General features: G+C 40.3%; 13 protein-coding genes. 9 read left to right on the top strand and 4 right to left on the bottom strand.

The window, feature by feature from the left end; translation table 11 throughout:
- Positions 1 to 66: 66 nt before the first annotated feature.
- The gene (locus AC0L4E_RS10710; RefSeq protein ID WP_473679172.1) at positions 67 to 3,489 is read left to right on the top strand and encodes a hybrid sensor histidine kinase/response regulator; all 3,423 of its coding nucleotides are present in this window, start codon (positions 67 to 69) and stop codon (positions 3,487 to 3,489) included.
- 73 nt (positions 3,490 to 3,562) lie between these two features.
- Positions 3,563 to 4,165, top strand: coding sequence for a glutathione S-transferase family protein (locus AC0L4E_RS10705; protein ID WP_473679171.1), 603 nt, complete (start codon positions 3,563 to 3,565; stop codon positions 4,163 to 4,165).
- A 232-nt stretch (positions 4,166 to 4,397) separates the two neighbouring features.
- On the opposite strand, the gene AC0L4E_RS10700 is transcribed toward AC0L4E_RS10705, so the two are convergent.
- The 3 genes from AC0L4E_RS10700 to bioA form a co-directional block, all read right to left on the bottom strand.
- Positions 4,398 to 5,279, bottom strand: a complete 882-nt coding sequence (locus AC0L4E_RS10700) for an NAD(P)-dependent oxidoreductase (RefSeq protein ID WP_473679170.1) — start codon at positions 5,277 to 5,279, stop codon at positions 4,398 to 4,400.
- 345 nt (positions 5,280 to 5,624) lie between these two features.
- Entirely contained in the window at positions 5,625 to 8,612 is a 2,988-nt protein-coding gene (locus tag AC0L4E_RS10695) for a TonB-dependent receptor (protein WP_473679169.1), read from the bottom strand.
- A 648-nt stretch (positions 8,613 to 9,260) separates the two neighbouring features.
- Positions 9,261 to 10,604, bottom strand: a complete 1,344-nt coding sequence (gene bioA / locus AC0L4E_RS10690) for an adenosylmethionine--8-amino-7-oxononanoate transaminase (protein WP_473679168.1) — start codon at positions 10,602 to 10,604, stop codon at positions 9,261 to 9,263.
- A 111-nt stretch (positions 10,605 to 10,715) separates the two neighbouring features.
- Here bioA and bioB point away from each other — a divergent pair, with 111 nt between their 5' ends.
- Genes bioB through bioD form a run of 4 tightly spaced genes read left to right on the top strand, consistent with a single transcriptional unit; the run spans position 10,716 to position 14,564 of the window.
- Positions 10,716 to 11,768: a biotin synthase BioB gene (bioB, locus tag AC0L4E_RS10685; protein ID WP_220755672.1), complete on the top strand. Its 1,053-nt coding sequence runs from the start codon at positions 10,716 to 10,718 to the stop codon at positions 11,766 to 11,768.
- Positions 11,769 to 11,786: 18 nt separating this feature from the next.
- On the top strand, positions 11,787 to 12,962 hold the full coding sequence (locus tag AC0L4E_RS10680; RefSeq protein WP_473679167.1) for an 8-amino-7-oxononanoate synthase: 1,176 nt from the start codon (positions 11,787 to 11,789) through the stop codon (positions 12,960 to 12,962).
- Between the two features lie 59 nt (positions 12,963 to 13,021).
- On the top strand, positions 13,022 to 13,876 hold the full coding sequence (locus AC0L4E_RS10675; protein ID WP_473679166.1) for a methyltransferase domain-containing protein: 855 nt from the start codon (positions 13,022 to 13,024) through the stop codon (positions 13,874 to 13,876).
- A 16-nt stretch (positions 13,877 to 13,892) separates the two neighbouring features.
- On the top strand, positions 13,893 to 14,564 hold the full coding sequence (gene bioD, locus AC0L4E_RS10670) for a dethiobiotin synthase (RefSeq protein WP_473681612.1): 672 nt from the start codon (positions 13,893 to 13,895) through the stop codon (positions 14,562 to 14,564).
- 8 nt (positions 14,565 to 14,572) lie between these two features.
- Here bioD and AC0L4E_RS10665 read toward each other — a convergent pair whose 3' ends face one another.
- Positions 14,573 to 15,532, bottom strand: a complete 960-nt coding sequence (locus tag AC0L4E_RS10665) for an integron integrase (protein WP_473679165.1) — start codon at positions 15,530 to 15,532, stop codon at positions 14,573 to 14,575.
- A 343-nt stretch (positions 15,533 to 15,875) separates the two neighbouring features.
- On the opposite strand from AC0L4E_RS10665, the gene AC0L4E_RS10660 reads away from it, so the two are divergent.
- The 3 genes from AC0L4E_RS10660 to AC0L4E_RS10650 all read left to right on the top strand — a co-directional run bounded on the left by AC0L4E_RS10660 (position 15,876) and on the right by AC0L4E_RS10650 (position 18,973).
- The gene (locus tag AC0L4E_RS10660; RefSeq protein ID WP_473679164.1) at positions 15,876 to 17,471 is read left to right on the top strand and encodes a DUF4435 domain-containing protein; all 1,596 of its coding nucleotides are present in this window, start codon (positions 15,876 to 15,878) and stop codon (positions 17,469 to 17,471) included.
- Between the two features lie 123 nt (positions 17,472 to 17,594).
- Positions 17,595 to 18,578, top strand: coding sequence for a PD-(D/E)XK nuclease domain-containing protein (locus AC0L4E_RS10655; protein ID WP_473679163.1), 984 nt, complete (start codon positions 17,595 to 17,597; stop codon positions 18,576 to 18,578).
- Between the two features lie 95 nt (positions 18,579 to 18,673).
- Positions 18,674 to 18,973, top strand: coding sequence for a hypothetical protein (locus AC0L4E_RS10650; protein ID WP_473679162.1), 300 nt, complete (start codon positions 18,674 to 18,676; stop codon positions 18,971 to 18,973).
- The last annotated feature ends 22 nt before the right edge of the window (positions 18,974 to 18,995 follow it).

The following is an 18,995-nucleotide window of genomic DNA, read 5'->3' as shown; positions in this document are numbered from 1 at the left end:
CATGGCACCAAATTGACACAGATTTATTGCTTGATTATTAAGCGAATATAATAAGAAGAGAACACCATGAATTTGACCTTAGTCGTTGCTGTCATTGCAATTTGCTATGTATCTTTACTGTTTATTTTAGCGTGGGGAGCTGAGCGATGGTTTAGCAAGATCACCAAAAAAGTTCAGGTATGGATATACGGCTTAAGTCTAGCGGTTTATTGTTCATCTTGGAGCTTCTTAGGCACAGTTGGTCAGTCTGCGAACGATTTGTGGTCTTTTTTACCGATATATTTAGGGCCAATACTGGTTTTCACACTCGGTTTTGGTGTGCTGCGCAAGATGGTTATCATCTCAAAAGCACAAAATATTACCTCCGTTGCCGATTTTATTGCCGCCCGCTACGGTAAATCTCAAACCCTTGCAGCGATTGTTACTCTCATTGCACTATTTGGCATCATGCCTTATATCGCCTTACAACTTAAAGCGATGGTATTCAGTTTAAACCTCTTCCAGCCTGAAAATCAGCCATTAAGTGCTGTCAGTGTGCCTTTACTGATTACCTTTATATTGGCTATTTTTGCGATTCTATTTGGTACACGAAAGCTTGATGCGACTGAACATAATCCCGGGATGATGGTCGCAATTGCCTTTGAATCATTGGTTAAACTCGCGGCATTTTTAATCGTCGGTTTTGTGATCACTTATGGCTTTTTTGATGGCTTTGCCGATATATGGCAACAAGCGTCAGAGAAAGACATTATCAAAAATGGCAACCTGAATATTGTGTCATTTTTGCCTGAAATGCTGGTGGGTATAGCAGCCTTCATGTGTATGCCAAGGCAATTCCATGTAATGGTGGTTGAATGTGCTGAAGAAGCTGTTCTGAATAAAGCTCGTTGGATATTCCCGCTTTACCTTGCCATGTTTGGTTTATTTGTTGCGCCTCTGGCATTAGCTGGCACCTTGTTATTAGGTGACAATGTGGCAGCTGATACCTATGTGATTAATTTACCTTTGGCACTCGACCAACCTGTACTTGCGGTCATTGCATTGCTAGGTACTTTATCGGCTGCTACAGGCATGGTCATCGTAGCTGTCGTGACCATTAGTGTGATGATCAGTAATGAATGGTTAGTGCCGTTTATGCTGCGAACTGGCCGTGTAAATGGTACCAACTTTAATCAATTTGCCCGATTTTTATTGAATGCTCGCCGTTTAGCCATCGTGATCATTTTGGCTTTAGGTTATTTAAGTTACTTGTTGTTTGGTAACAGTGAATCGCTGTCTCACCTTGGGCAGCTTTCTTTTGGGGCATTTGCGCAGTTAGCGCCAGCTTTATTAGGCGGCATGTATTGGAAATACGGTAATCGCTCAGGGGTCTTTTTAGGCTTAGCAGTTGGTTTCTCGCTTTGGTGTTACATCTTATTTGAGGGCAGCGTAGGGATTGGCGGTGAGACGGGTCTGTTAGCGTCTATTAGCCCAGAAGTTGCTGACACCTTAATTGCATTACTCGCCAATGTGGTTTGCTATATTTTAGGCTCTCTTTGGTTTAGGGCGGGTGTCGCAGAGCGTATTCAAGCCAGTCACTTTATAAATCCTGGGTTAAATAAACAGGGCGATAAGAAGGACACTAACCGTAAACATGGGGCAATCTCTCAGCAGGACTTATTAATTCTTGCTAGCCGCTTTGTTAGTCCAACAAGAGCTTATGAAAGCTTTAGTAAGTTTTCACCAGATGCTGTGCGCAGTGATTCATGGCACAAGGTTGCTGGTGAAGAACTGATTTCGCATACCGAACATATGCTCGCGGGTGTGCTTGGTGCATCCAGTGCTTCACTGGTGATGGATTCGGTATTGCAAGGGCGTGATTTGGCCCTTGATGAAGTCTTTAGTTTAGTAGATGAAGCATCGTCAAAAATCATTTTGAGCCAAGACATGCTTCGCGGCGCAATTGAACATGCCTATGAAGGCATGAGCGTGGTCGATAAAGACTTAAACCTTGTGGCGTGGAATTATAAATACGCAGAGCTTTATGATTATCCTGATGACTTTTTACAACAAGGGATGCCAATCAGTGAAGTCGTGCGTTTTAATGCTGCGCGAGGTTACTGTGGTGAAGGCGATATAGAAACTCAGGTTGAGATCCGTGTTCAGCACATGCGAAATGGCACCGAACATACTTCAGAGCGGCAACGCAAAGACGGCAAGGTTATTAAGATTCAGGGTAATCCCATGCCAGATGGCGGCTTTGTGATGACCTTTACCGATATTACCCAGTATCGACAGCAAGAAAAGGCTTTGATTGAAGCGAATGAAACTTTAGAAAGTCGAGTACAAGAGCGTACGTATGAGCTAGCAATGCTAAACAGTGAGCTACTGGAAGCCAAAGCCCAAGAAGAGCTAGCTAATGCCTCTAAAAGTCGCTTTTTAGCCGCAGTAGGCCATGACTTAATGCAGCCGTTAAATGCGGCGCGTTTATTTACAGCATCTCTTGCACAATACCCCAACTTAGATTTAGAAGGTAAAACCACGATTTCCCATATCAATAATTCACTGCGCACAGCAGGTGAGTTGTTAACGGATTTATTGGATATATCAAAATTAGATTCAGGCATGGTTGAAGTGAACCGTCGTGATTTTGCGCTAGCGGAGCTACTAAACGGTTTATCGGTAGAGTTTGAAGCCATGGCAAAGGATAATCAAATTCGCTTCAATATGATTGCTTGTAGCGCCACGATTAACTCAGACTTATCTTTACTTAGACGCATTTTACAAAACTTCCTGACCAATGCTTATCGCTATGCTAAAGGTGGACAAGTTTTACTAGGTTGTCGTCGTAGAGGGGCTTTTATCGAGATACAAGTGCTTGATACGGGCTGTGGTATTGATGAGCATGAAACCGAAGAAATCTTTAAAGAATTTAAACGACTTAATCATCCAAGCAGCCGCAATGTCAGCGGGTTAGGTTTAGGCTTGGCCATTGCCGACCGCATCAGTAAGGTGCTTGACCACCAAATACAAGTGAGATCCAAACTAGGTCAGGGTTCGGTGTTTTCAATCACAGTGCCGCTTGGTGAGACTGTCAGTGAAAAAGTTATTAAGCCGGTGCCAACATTAACTCAGCCATTAGCAGGGGTTAAAGTGCTTTGTATTGATAACGAAGAAGCGATTTTAGCAGGACTTGAGAGTTTATTAACCCGTTGGAAGTGTGAAGTCGTGTGTGCATCTGACTTAGCAGACGCCCGGATTAAACTTGGCTTAAAAGGCGTCGCGCCAGATATTGTATTAGCCGATTATCATTTAGATAATGATCAAAATGGAGTTGATGCAATGGACGGCATTCGGTCTCGTTATGGTGAGCATTTACCAGGGATATTGATTACTGCTAATACTAATAAGGATTTGATTGACGATGTACAAAAGCGCGGTTATCACTATATGGCGAAAATGGTAAAACCTGCCGCATTAAGAGCGCTTATTTCTAGCCTAGTTAAGTAAGACTTAAAATTAAGAGCATAATAAGCGATTAGTCATCAAACCAAAATAAATATCAGTTTCACAAGAACAGCGAATGATTACAGTATACGGAGATGAGAAGTCAGGTAATTGCTATAAAATTAAACTTACACTACATCTGCTTAATATTGAATATCAGTGGCAAGTCGTAGACTTGATGAAAGGGGAGACGAGAACGTCAGCGTTTTTAGCCAAAAGTCCCCAAGGTAAGTTACCGATTATAGAATTAACTGATGGCGGAGTGCTGGCTGAATCTAATGCGATTATCGGTTATTTAGCCAGTCATTCAGCGCTCATCCCTGAAGATGAATTCGATAAGGCGTTGATGTATCAATGGATGTTTTACGAGCAGTATACCCACGAGCCGTGTATTGCCGTTGCACGCTTTATTCAGTTATACCAAAACATGCCTGTTGAGCGTCAAGCTGAATATGATGCATTACATGCTAAAGGGGAAAAGATCCTTAGCTTACTTGATCAGCAGTTGTCAGGTAACTCATTTATTATTGGCTCGCAGTTCACCTTGGCTGATATTGCTCTTTATGCCTATACCCATGTCGCGGATGAAGGTGGTTTTGATTTATCTCATTATGACAACATCAATAACTGGTTAGAGCGGGTTACTCAGCAAAGTGGATATGTGAGCATGTTTGGCTGACAAGAGATGGGTTAACTATCAGAACAGAGAATTCTCTTAAATACAGCCATTAATGATTTATAACGAGTTGAATCATTAAAGTAAAACGTTAGCTTCAAAGCATTCATTTCAAAATATTAACTTCAAAATATTTTTAAAAACATTACCTTACAAACATAAAAAAACCTTACTGAGTGTGACTGCATGGCAGTGTTTACACTCTAGTAAGGCTTTTAAGCAAGCTTGTTTTAAATTACTTCTCTAACTTAGCGAAGTAATCAAAAATTACAGGTACGTCATTTTGACCCATACCTGCATCAACAGCAGCTTGTAAGCTTGTTGAAGTACCTTGAGCAATTAAAGACTGAGTACCTAAGTCTTCACACATTGCTAGGAAGTAGCCAAGATCTTTGTTGGCATTAGCAACAGAGAAACCTAATTTTTCTTCGCCATCTACAGCATAGAACTTACAGAACTGCATGAATGGAGAGTTAGAAGGACCCGCTGACATGATGTCAAACAGTTGTTGGCCATCAACACCTGCAAGTTTTGCAACAGCAAAAGCTTGAGACATAGTAGCAACAGTAGTCATACCCATGAAGTTGTTGATTAACTTGGTAGTGTGACCCGCACCTAATGCACCTAAGTGGAATACATTCTCGCCTTGCTCTTCTAAAAGAGACTTAACCTTGTTGAATGTATCCATGTCGCCAGCAGCCATAATGTTTAATAGGCCATCTTTCGCGTGTGCAGGAGTACGACCTAAAGGAGCATCAATCATGCCTGCGCCTTTTTCTGCTAGTGCAGCACCGATTTTCTTGGTAGAAGCAGGGATAGAAGTACCGAAGTCAACTAATACTGAACCTTCTTTAATACCCGCTAAAACACCGTCGTCGCCGTAAACAATCTTTTCAACAACTTCTGAAGTTGTTAGGCAGAACTGAACAACATCACTTGCAGCTGCTAATTCTTTTGCTGAAGTAAACGCAGTTGCGTTACCACGGTCAGTAACTCGAGCAACAGCTTCTGCACTAAGATCCATTACATTTACTTGATAACCTCTCTTTTGAAGGTTCTCAACCATGTTGCCGCCCATAAGGCCAAGTCCGATGAAACCAATGACAGGCTTTGTCATATCTAACTCCTAAATATATTGGTAAATGCTATCTGAATGCTATTTGCGCTAGCATCAAGAATAGGCGTGCTAAGTTATTTTTATAAAAGCGAAATGATAATCAGTCTTGCTTTTATAGTTTCAATTAAAAATGTACGAATTCTTCACTTACTTCTGATTTTTCAATTGTATTACAATAAGACTGTAAAGCCAATTAATTACTGACCAATTTTTATAATTGGTTTACCAATTGCAGATTTTGTGACATTGGTTGTTTTATTTCGAAGTAAACAAAGTGGTGTGGTTAGGGTTTATTTAAAGAGAGCCTATTAAATTAACAGGCTCTCTTTGAGAGGTGCGACTAAATTAGAATCTAGCGCGTAAACCTAATGTGTAACGACGATCTGATTCACTATATTTCCATACAGAACCAAGTTCCGTTGTATATTCAATTGGCTCACCAGTTAAGTTAACAACGTTACCGACAACAGCGAAGTGTTCGTTAATATCCCAACTTGCAGAAAAATCAAACTGACCACGTGCTTCACGGTAGTTATTACCTACTGTTGCGTCAAAATCATCTGCAGTAGGGTCATTTTGGTTAAATACGTTATAACCTAATGCACCAACAGTTTGAACGCGTTTTTCAGCTTGTGAATATAAGTAACGGTCACGCCAGTTGTACGCTAAACGGAACTGAAGATCTTCATTTTCCCAGTAAATTTGGCCATTAGCTGTATTTTCTGAAATGTTCAGTAGTGGGTTGCCATCTGGCTGCTCACTGTCTGCATAAGTATAGTTAGCATTAACACCAAAACCTGACCAGAAACCTGGTAAGAAAGTGAACTGTTGCTGATAACCAAGCTCTAGACCTTTAACTTCACCACTACCACCGTTAACGTCAGTATCAATTACAATACCCGTTTGACCTGCGGCTTTTTGTTGATCGACATAAGCTAAACCTTGATCTTCTGTCGCGAAGTTAACATCACCTTGGCTTTGACCCGCTGTGTCGAGTAAACAAATGTTACCCCACTCAGTCGTGTTTTGACCTGATACTGTACTTGCATCAGCTAAACAGCTGCTGTCAGTTTGGGTAAATGAGTTAACATCTTTATAGAAAAGCGCAGCAGAAACGATACCACCGTCGCCAAAGTAATGCTCTACAGAGAAATCGTATTGTGTAACACGGTATGGCTCAAGCTGGTAAGAACCTTGAGTACCGGTCACTAGCGAGTTATCGATTGAAAGTGCAGGACTTAATTCATCAAAATCAGCACGACGCATTACTTTCGCTGCAGCAAAACGCATTAACGTTTCTTCAGTTAAGGTATATGTGACGTTTAAGCTAGGTAGGAAGTCTGAATAATCGTTTTTACCAGTATCTAGTACTTTATTACCGTCAGCGTCAACTGAAGCAACAACACTCGACTCTAGTTCGGTTTGAATATAACGACCACCGAATACCGCAGTTAAATCGTCAAAATCTAAATGGAACTGAGCGTAAATAGCACTGGTTGTCTCGTTAATTTCTTTATATGCGCCGTTATCTTCAACCATGTTGTCAGCTAAAGTACCGTTCATCGCATAAGAAGTGTCTTGCAGCATTTGTTGTACAAGTGCATAAGTGGCTTCAGTATTTTGCAGCTGATCAGCGTCGTATACATTATATGTCAACAAATCGTTTTGACCGTTAACACCAGTTTGGTCGAACGAATTATTCAAGTTAACGATATTCATGCTATCGGCAAGTAAGGCGTTATCAATCCAGATTGGTGCGAAATTACCATTATCATCAACGGCTTTTTTATATGAATCTTTAAGCGTTGTGTTGCCATTGATTGGCTTAAGATCGAAGCGGTTCGCTGTGTAATCACGGTCTGTAAAGCGAACACCGGCTTTAACAGCTGATACCCAATTTACACCAATGTCACTGATTTTAAAGTCAAAGCGTAATGCTTGCTCTTCATTGTCAGTTTCTAATGTTTTGTGGAAAAATTCACGGAACACTAAGTTATCTGGGTTAGTTAGCATACCTGAGTCAGCATACATATAACCTGGAATACCACCACCGCTGTATGAGCTACTTGTACTTGTATGAGTAGTTAATGAGTCAGTTGGGTCAGTACGTTCAATAGGGCGTAAATTAAATTCGTTAGCGGTTTGTTTTTCTTCAGATTTAGATAATGAATACTCTGCAGATAATTCGATATTATCGGTAATAAACCATTCACCACCAATGGCATGTGAGGTGGTATCTGAAGTAGTAAAGTCACTCCATGTTTTTGGAATGACGAGTACGCCATCTAAATCGTAATTATGAAGCTCGCCGTTAGCGTCGTAGTAAGAATCACTTCTTGCAACAGAAGAACCACCTACATCAAGAATAGAGTAAGCAGACTGGCCGCCATCTAGTTTAGTTGCATTTAAATCTAGGTAGATATTGGCTTCAGCACTAACTGGTTCCCATTGTAAAGAAACACCATAAGCAGTACGTTCGCGCTCTTCAGTTTTTTGCTCTACCGTGTTTTGAGTGCGGCGCAGGTATTTACCGTTCGGTCCACCTGAATCATCAACAACACCGTCACCATCAATGTCGATATTGTCTTGTAAATCTACTTTACTAAAAAATTCATCACGGCGTAATTCGCGATCTAAATAAGCTAAATTGGCCGAAGCGCCAAAAGTACCCGCATCACCTAGGTCCCAGTTATTACCAATACCCATTGAAAAGTTAGGTGCTGTATTTTCTGTTTTATCCGCGTATTCACCGTCTAACGTTATCGCTACGAGTGGCTCTGAAAGCTCTAATGGGCGAATCGTTTGCATGTTGACAGTACCACCCAAGGCACCTTCAATCATTTCTGGTGTTGGAGATTTAATGACTTCAACAGTTTTTAAGAAGCTAGATGGGAAATCGTCTAAACCAATACCACCACGGCCAGCGCCAGCAGTAGAACGGCCATTCAGTAATACAAGGTTTTCTGATACGCCGCGAATAGTGACAGATTCACCTACGCCGAAGTCAGTACCAATTGAAACACCGGTAATACGTTGTAGTGCTTCTGCAATATTGTTATCAGGTAACTTACCAATGTCTTCAGCAACAATAGCGTCGACAATACGGTCATCAGTTCGTTTTAGTAAGTTAGCTGCTTTCAAGCTACCGAAGATACCTTTAACTGCGATTACTTCAATTTCACTTGTGTCGGCTTCTGCAGCAACACTTTCAGCAGGTTCTGCTGCAAACGCTGGCATGGTTAGCAAAGCCGTTAAAGTAGCACCAAAGAGCGACACATTAGTCGCTTTACTTTTAGCCTCACTAAACATAGCGCTTATTCTATTAAGCTTCATAATTCCCCCAAAAATTGTTTTTAGTCATGGTTAAACTTTGTTATGACCAATTGTTGTTGTTTTAATCAACAGTAACATTTATATAACAGGGGTAATCTGATTGCAACTTATTATTACCAAAATTATTACATTGGTATACCAAGGTCTAGTGTGGGTAGGTTTGTTGTCATACGTGAACGATCACTTTAAAATTTCGATTTGTAATAAGTAATATAGGTCTCTGTTGGGGCTTTTCTTTAAGCTTATGATTCTAAAGTGTTTAAGTCTATTGCCTATAAGTGGGTATAGTTAGGGTTTTATTGATCTGGATGATTGTTGGTAAGGCTTTGGTCATGTAATGGTTTAATTATTGGTAATACCAGTTTTGATTGTTTTTGTAACAATATTAGTCGGATTAGAGGAGCATTTTGAACGTTAAATGGCTTTATAAAGCATAAAATTTAACAATGAAAAAGTGAGGTGATATTTTTTGTTTAAGTGTGGATTGGTGTGGATTGGTAATAGGGCTTGAACCCTAATTGGGCTATGTATTTAATTTTCCTCGATGCTCTAGTCTATGTGTTAATCCATTTAATGAATACAAGAAAACAAAAGACCCTTTACCTGGCTTGATAAAGGGTCTTTATTGTGTCTGCTTATTAAAGTCGGTTAGCCATTACTGAATGTATCAGCACTGCTTTGTTCCTGGGTGATATCGGCTGCGATGGTTTTCATCGCATTTGTCAGTTTGGTTAACTGAGCTGACGTAATCGTGTAGGGCGGGGTGATGTATATAACATTGCCAAAAGGTCTAATCCAAACGCCAAGCTCAATAAATGCTTGCTGTAGCGCCCCGGTATTAATCGCACTGTCCATTTCAATCACGCCAACAGAGCCAAGCACTCGCACATCTTTTACATGCTCATAATCAATTGCTTCAGCAAGCTCTTGCTTCATTTGCGATTCAATATCGGTGACTTGCTGCTGCCAATTGCTTGTTTGTAAAATCTGTAAACTTGCATCCGCAGCGGCACATGCGAGTGGGTTCCCCATAAAGGTCGGTCCATGCATAAACACGCCAGCAGGAGAGTCACTTATTCCTTTAGCCACTTCGTCACTACAAATCGTTGCTGCAAGGCTAATGTATCCACCTGTTAACGCTTTGCCCAAACATAAAATATCAGCTTCGATATTGGCATATTCATAGGCAAACAGTTTACCTATGCGGCCAAAGCCTGTGGCGATTTCATCTAAAATTAACAGCACTTGGTATTTATCGCATAGACCGCGTAAAGCAACTAAGTATTCGGCTGAGTAAAAGTGCATTCCGCCAGCGGCTTGCATAATCGGCTCAATGATAATTGCGGCAATGTGTTGATGATTAGCTTTTAATATTGCTTCTAAGGCATCAGTATCACCATCGACTAGCGCCTGATTAAAATCAGATTGCGGTGCAGGAGCAAATAATTGCTCTGTGACTGCGTTGCCAAACATAGTGTGCATACCATTATCTGGGTCGCACACACTCATGGCTGCGAAAGTATCGCCATGATAACCACGTTTAACGGTAAGCAATTGTTGTTTTAATGGCTGGTTTTTACCTTGCCAATATTGCATCGCCATCTTCATGGCAACTTCTACAGCAATGGAGCCAGAATCGGCTAAAAATACTTTAGTTAGATTAGGACTGGTCATATCCACAAGGCGCTTACACAAGTTTACAGCAGGTGCGTGGGTAATACCGCCAAACATCACATGGCTTAATGTGGTTAATTGATGCTGCATGGCTTCGATAATTTCAGGGCGATTATAGCCATGAATACAAGCCCACCAAGAGCTAGTGCCATCAACAACCACTTGACCATCAGATAAGGTTAACTCACAGCCGTCAGCAGATTGGACTCCCGTGACTTTTGCCGCATGGCTCATGGAAGTATAAGGATGCCAAATATGCTGTTTATCGAAGTCAAAGTCGATGGTTGAGCTAGAATGTTGAAAATCTTTATTGTTCATATTTTAACCGTTAGTCAAGGTGTGTCGCTTGCTAGCATTGACAGTTTAAACGCTGAAGGTATCCTAACCCAATATAAAGTGAATACAAAATGAATAAAAAAAGGATTAATCATGTCATCGTCAGCGATCCGTCACGACTGGACCAAAGCAGAAATTGAAGCGTTATTTGCTTTACCAATGAATGATTTACTGTTTAAAGCTCACAGTATTCACCGTGAATCTTTTGATCCTAACGAAGTGCAAATTAGTCGCTTATTGTCGATTAAAACCGGTGCTTGCCCAGAAGATTGTAAATACTGTCCGCAAAGTGCACGCTACGATACCGGTCTTGAAAAAGAACGTTTGCTTGAAATCGAGAAAGTTATCACTGAAGCGAAAAGTGCCAAAGCTGCTGGCGCATCACGTTTCTGTATGGGAGCCGCTTGGCGTAACCCGCGTGAACGTGACATGCCTTATTTAACTCAAATGGTGAAAGATGTTCGTGCCTTAGGCATGGAAACCTGCATGACCTTAGGCATGTTGTCATCAGAGCAAGCAGATGAGTTAGCCAGTGCAGGTCTTGACTACTACAATCATAATTTAGATACCTCGCCTGAGTACTATGGCGATGTTATTACCACGCGTACTTATCAAAACCGTATCGATACCCTATCTAATGTTCGCGCATCAGGCATGAAAGTGTGTTCAGGTGGTATTGTCGGCATGGGCGAAAAAGCGACTGACCGTGCAGGTTTACTGCAACAGTTAGCTAACCTTGAACAACATCCTGACTCTGTACCGATCAACATGCTGGTTAAAGTGGCGGGAACGCCGTTTGAAAAAATTGATGATTTAGATCCGCTTGAATTTGTCCGCACTATTGCTGTTGCACGAATTATCATGCCTAAATCGCGAGTTCGTTTATCAGCTGGACGCGAGAACATGACTGATGAATTACAATCTATGTGTTTCTTCGCTGGCGCCAACTCAATCTTCTATGGTTGCAAGTTGCTGACAACGCCAAACCCAGAAGAAAACGACGATATGACTCTATTCAAGCGTTTAGGTTTGCATCCTGAGCAAGGACCATCGGCAGATATTGAATCAGACAGCGCCTTGTTAGCAAAAGCGAACGCTAAAAAAGATAAAGCGACTCAACAGTTCTTTGATGCTGGCGCTATCTAGTCGTTAAAGGCAATGATTATGGGCAGTCATCCTATTTTAGATAAAATCAGCCAACGTATGCACAAGCTAGAAAGCGATGGCTTACTCAGACAACGTAAGTTGTCAAAGGCTGATAAAAATCAACAAATTATCGACTTTAGCCATAATGACTACCTTGGCTTAGCTAATGCCGCTGAAATGGTTGATGCCGTTACTCAAGGGGCAACAATCTATGGCGTTGGCAGTAAAGCATCGCCTTTAGTTTCAGGTTATAGCCAAGCTCACTTGCAATTAGAGCAAAGATTATGCGAGCTGACAGGTCATGAAGTAGGGCTTTTGTTTTGCTCGGGTTTCAGTGCTAATCAAGCGCTAATTAAAACGCTATTTGACGCTAATGATGTGGTGATTGCCGATAAGCTCATTCATGCATCAGTGATTGATGGCGTAAAAGATAGCGGGGCAGTTTTTAAACGCTATAAACACAATGACCTTGACCACGCCGAGCAACTGCTTAAGCGAAATCCTAATAGCGTGTTAATGACCGAAAGCGTGTTTAGTATGGACGGTGATACAGCGCCATTATCTGAACTAAAGCGTTTATGTGAGCAATATAATAGTTGGCTTGTGGTTGATGACGCCCATGGTTTTGGTGTCAGCAAAACTTCAAGAGATGATTCTCAGCAAACTAATTCTCAACAAGATAAGAGTCAGCAAACTAATTCTCAGCAAATAAAAAAACAGCTGTGCGATATTCAAGTGGTGACATTTGGTAAAGCGCTTGGTTGCCAAGGAGCTGCGATTCTTGGCCCACAGGCTGTGATTGATTTTATGGTGGCGCAATCTCGCCAATATATATACTCAACCGCCTTATCGCCAGCGAGCGCTCATTTAGCTTTAACCGCGGTCAATTTAACTGAGTCTCAGCCACACAGGCTTGAAGCGCTTAATGCTAATATTGGCGCATTTAGACAAGCTTGTATTAAACACAATATTGCGTTGACGGATTCCATCACAGCAATTCAACCTGTACTCATTGGTGACAGTGATAAAACGGTATCGATTGCGAGTAAATTGTATGATGCAGGTTTTGCAGTTGGCGCCATCAGGCCGCCGACCGTACCTGCTGGTCAAGCAAGACTGCGTATCACGATAAATGCGCAGCATAATAACAACGACATTGCTCAATTGGTCGACGCATTAGCGACTTTAATTTAATTTTTTTAAGCATACTTTCATCAAAAAAGTATCGCTTAGCTATCGTTTCGAGAGCGTGAATGAACTCAAATAATCCTGTGGCAGTAAAGTTTTCTCAGGCAGCGTCAACCTATAAGCAGCATGATGTGTTGCAGCGGATCACCGCTGAAAAATTATTAAGTAACCTCCCGCTACAGGGCGATATTGTCGATATTGGCTGTGGCCCAGGTACTGACTTTTCCTCGTTTAATCACAAACACCAAGGCATTGCCACTGTGACTGCCATTGACTTATCTGAGCCGATGCTAGCAGTGGTGAATCAGTCATTCCCATCTTATAAAACCTTGTGCGCTGACGCTGCGAGTTTACCCATCATTGAACAGCAATTTGACGGCTTATATTCAAACCTTGTATTGCAATGGTGTGACGATTTACAAGCTGTATTTAGCGAGTTTCATCGCGTACTAAAACCTACAGCGTCTTGTTTAATCAGTATTGTCAGCCGTGGCAGTTTACCTGAGCTAGAAACCTTAGGCTTGGGGCATAATGCCTTTCGTTCAGTTGAAGAAATAACAGCTGCAATCGATAACCAATATTGGCAAGTTGATAGTGTGGATGAATGCAGTGAGTCGTTATATTTTAATGATTTACGAGTACTGCTTTACTCAATAAAAGGGGTTGGGGCATCGGTGAAGTCCTATCAAGAGACTCCATTACAAAAGCCTTTATTACAAAACTCTTCAATTCAAGAGTGTTCACATCAAAGCCGTTCATTACAAGAGCGTTCGCTTCAAAGCTGTTCTTCAAAAGAGCGGGTAACGCTTCGTGGTCGCCAAGATTGGCTAGCACTAAAGCAACATGCTGAAACCTTGCGACAAGCTCAAGGTATCCCCTTAACTTATCAAATTACTTATTTGCAGCTAACAAAAAAATAAAAGGCTTATCGCAATGATTTATTTCGTCACAGGTACCGACACCGATAGCGGCAAAACCCTAGTTTCGTCTGCGTTATTGCACGGGGCTAAAGGTAATAAAATGGGCGTTAAGCCCATTGCATCAGGTTGTGAGCAAACTGAAAATGGCCTGAGAAATAGCGATGCATTAGCTTTGATTGCTGAGTCAAATATCAAGCTCGAATATAACCAAGTCAACCCAGTTGCATTTAAGCCAGCTATTGCGCCCCATATTGCTGCAATGCAGCAAGGCGTGATGTTAACAGCACAAGGTGTTGTAGACTCCTTACCATTAACAGAGCTGACTAACGCTGATTTTGCCTTAATTGAAGGCGCTGGTGGCTGGCGTTTACCACTAGGCAATGGGGAATACTTATCAGACAGTGTTAAATTGCTGGCAATGGAGCAGCAAGTCGGCATCATTTTGGTAGTAGGAATGAAGTTAGGCTGCCTTAACCACGCTTTATTAACTCAAGAAGCCATATTGTCAGATGGACTAAAAATCGTTGGCTGGGTAGCTAACCAAGTCGACTCAGATATGGCATATCAAGATGAAAACCTCGCGACATTAAAACAAATGATGAGTTCTGACTTTCTTGGTTACGTGCCACATTTATCGAATCCAAGCGCAAAGCAAGCTGCTCAATCAATTACCTTTAAAAATTTATAGTGCAATATTTACTTGATATCCATAGGGCTTAATACACCTGTTTGGTGTAAGCCTGCCACATGGGTATAAATTTGAGTTGTCTTAACATCAGTGTGTCCAAGTAACTCTTGAACTGTTCTTATATCGTGGTCCCGTTGCAATAAGTTCGTCGCAAATGAGTGTCTAAAAGTATGGGCCGTAACGCGCTTACAGATTGTTGTTTTAGCTACAGCTTTTCGTAATGCTTTACTAAACGTAGTGGGGTCAATGTGATGCCTACATGTATAACCATCATTGGGATGAGTTATGTAATGAATAGATGGAAATAAGAATTGCCAGTGTAATTGTTTCGCGCTAGACCTGAATTTTCTCAACAGACTTGATGGTAAGGAAGCCATTCCTAGCCCCTGAGACAAATCAAACTGGTGAGTCTGACGTACATTTTGTATTTGTTGATGAACAGTATCGAGAGTCATGTTGGGTAAAATGCATACTCTATCTTTTTTACCTTTTCCTCTGAATACGAACAGTGTTTCTTTGTCAAAATCAATATCTTTAAGTCTTATTTTTAAGGCTTCATTTAATCTCAAACCAGCTCCATATAATAAACTCCCTATCAATTGATATTTGCCATGTAAATTATCTATAACCAGTTTTGCTTCTTGATCCGTTAATACTTGAGGAATGCGTTTTGGAGCTTTTGCATATGGGAATTGCAAGTTCTCTGTATTAATCGCTAGTACATGTTTAAAGGCAAAAACGAGCGCGCATAAGGCTTGTTGCTGGGTGCTGCTTGAAACATGTTTCTCATTAGCTAAAAAAGATAAAAATTGTTCGATATGTGATGATTTAATACACCTGGCATTAGAAAACTTAAAATATCGAATAAAATATTTATTCCAATATAAATAAGATTTTTCAGTTTGGTAGCTATAGTGCCTTATGCGGATCTGCTCGCGAATTGCCTGTAAATATTTAGTATCAGCCATCAATTACTCCTTTAAATAGGGTTAACTGTATATACATACAGTTATAATGTGATTTGACAAAATAACAACTAAAAATGCTGAAAAATCGGTCTTAAGTTGTAGAGAGCTTATAACTGAAAAAAACATAATGAATTGATATTTATAGATTTATATTTTTAGGTTCTTTTCTACTTCGCTAGTTTTAAGAGCGAGCAAGGTTTGTTTGCTGATATCAGTTAAATTTATTGCTTTACATCAATGAGATAGCAAATGTAGGATGTTATAAATCAATAACTTAAACGGCCGACTTTATCAGGCGAGCCGTATAATAAGCTGTTATGTCATTCAAATGGAGTAGCAAATTTTGGCATCAAAAGAACTTATACTTCCCAAAGACAGTTCAACTGAATCAATCGAAACAAACCAAAGTATTTTACTTGTTGGCGCTAATGGTTCAGGGAAAACTAGGCTTGGATCTTGGGTAGAGATTAACTCTCCTCAGAAAGATTTAGTACATAGAATTTCTGCTCAAAAATCTTTAGCTTTACCTGACTCAACAACCCCCCAATCGATTGAGCAGGCAGAAAAAGATTTATTATTCGGCCACCCAAACTGGGGGCCCCAGAATAAAACAAGTAAATGGCAAAGCAAACCTGCTACGACTTTTATGAATGACTTCCAAAAACTTATGGTTTACTTATTTTCTGACGAGACAGAAGAAAATGCAAAATTCAAAAGAGCTTGTAAAGAGACTGATGAACGGGTCAACCCACCAAAAACTAAAATTGATCTTGTAAAAGAGTTGTGGGAAAAAATTCTTCCTCATAGGGAGTTAATTATTGGTGGATTGAGAATACAAACTCGCATAAAAGAGGATGCGGATAAAATATATAATTCATCTGAAATGAGTGACGGTGAGCGTGTAATTTTTTATTTAATAGGTCAATGTTTGGCTGCTCCTGCCAATGGAATTGTCGTAATTGATGAGCCCGAACTACATTTACATAAGTCAGTTCAAGCCCCCCTGTGGGATGCTATAGAAAAATTACGTCAAGATTGCTTATTTGTATACCTAACTCATGATGTGGACTTTGCGGCTGCAAAAGAAGCTGCTAAAAGAGTGTGGCTGAAATCATTCAATGGACAACAGTGGGATTGGTCACTTATAAACAATGATGAAAACTTACCAAGTGAGTTATTAATTGAGGTGCTGGGAAGCCGAAAACCTGTTGTATTTGTTGAGGGGGAAAATGGCAGTTTCGATGTTAGCCTATACCGAGAATTATTATCTGACTTTCTTGTCATTCCTCGCGGTAGCTGCTCCCAAGTTATTCAATCTGTAAAGGCCTTGAAAACAAATAGTCAAATTCATCACTTAGATGTATTTGGAATTATAGATCGAGATAGACGCCTCCAACCTGAGATAGAAAGACTAGAGCAAGACTCAATATTTGTTTTAGAAGTTGCAGAAGTGGAGAATTTATTTTGTACGGAAGAAGTATTAAAAATAGTGAGTGAAAGACTTGCTCGAGATCCCTCCGCTGACTTTTTAACAGTATCTAATACAATCTTTGGTAGACTCCAAGGAGAGCTAGATACGCAAGTATCACTACATGTTTCCAGTGAAGTTAAGTTTAAATTAAATGTATTCGATGTGAGTCAAAAAGGTACTGAGAATATAAATTCTGCTCTTCAAAGCTTAATTGCCAGCATTGATGTTAACCAAATATATTCAGAAACAAATCAGAGGTTCATTGATGTATTAGAAAGTAAAGATTATAAGCAGTTATTGGCCTTGTATAATCGGAAGTCACTTTCCAACCAAGTAAGCAATTCATTAGGATTAGCTAATGGTAGCCTGCCTGATACCATATTGAGGCTAGCAAAAGGAGATTGTAAGGAAGCTGTAATTGATGCTCTAAAACCTTACTTTGGTTCTTTTCAGCAATTCATGACATAACAAGGCGCTTAAATGGAAAAATTACAGTTGGCCATCGCTCCGCGATTATAGCCAACTCCAATTTTCCATTTAGCTTAGCGTTATGCACCATCACTAAACATCTAGCTATATCGAGAACTTATAATGGCAGTAGTAACAAACATAGACCTCAGGGCAATCATTTCGGTTTTATTTGGTCAATTTAGTCAAATAGAAGCTGCGTATATATTTGGCTCTCGTAGATTCGAATCAGGAAGCACAAGATCTGACATTGATATTTTATTAACGACTTCTGGCCATTTGAAGCCGTCTGATTTACGAGATTTCACTGTAAAATACTGTAAGTCTTTAGATTTATTTATTCTAGAAAATGGTAAAGCAGTTAGTGTTGCCAATGAAAGTTATGTGACGGCTGAAAATAATGATGCACTTGTTGAAAAGTTAAATGCAAAGCTAATCTATGACTGCGATAACGGTTCTTCAAATTATTTAGATGACTTAGCATCAATTCAACTGGATGAGAGGTTTGAAGAAAGAGGACTGACTGTAATGCCAAATGGCCCAGCAGATGGCCTTGAAGTAAATGCGTTGGTCAAGTTTTTTGACCGTGCTGAAAGAAACAGTCTACCTGTGAAACCATATTTGGGTGCTGATATAAACGAAGCTTGCGATATGGTGATCGATATAATTAAGCGTTTGGAAAGTGCAAATGAATCCGTTACTGGATATGGGGCTGCAAAAACTGGGTGGACAAATAATCTATCAAGTGAATATGACTTTCAAAATTTATTTTGGATTACTGTAAAGCCTTGGCTGCCAAGTTTAGCAAGAGAGGAGGTAGCCATTAGATATGATGGACAAGAAAAAAAATCTGATTTCAGCTTGTTTTCTAGCCAAGTTATTTTTGAATTTAAATATATCAAAAGTGACGGAGATAAAAGGGCTGTAGTTAAAACCCTTAGTGGACTTGGTGAATTTTACAAACAACATAGAAATGTCGGGATTGTCATATTTGTGATCTTCGTAAAGAAAGGAATAGATATTGACAAACACCGATGGGAAGAAGATTACTCGTATATATCTTCTACCCCTTCCGTCAGGACTGTGGTTATCCAAGCAGGTGCATAACAAGTTGCTTAAAAGGACAAATAACAGCTGGCTTTTGCTCCTTTGTCGCCATTGTAGCCAACAATTATTCGCCTCTTAGCAGGGCGTTAAATGCAATGAAGAATATAGCACTATTACTAACCCTACTTTTACCTGTATCAGTTTTAGCTGAAGAGTGCTCAACTGAAAAAGTAAAGCAGATCAAAGACAAGCTTTCAAACAAAAACTTGGGTAAGCCGGGTGGGCATGGGAAGCTACCAAAACTCACCGATCACGACTATCCAATAAAGTGCTCTATAAACCATAATGGTCAAGTTTTTACTTGGTATACGGACTCTGATGAATCGCACTACATTATTAGAATTCAATCAGGGGAAAAATCGGAGTATTTCGGTGTATTTAAGTCAGTCATTTAACTAATAAGGATAGGCCGCGCGC

This window comes from Shewanella sp. GJ50-10, from assembly GCF_055808815.1.
Note: the sequence above shows the minus strand (reverse complement) of the source record. Positions and strands in the feature narration are given on the sequence as shown.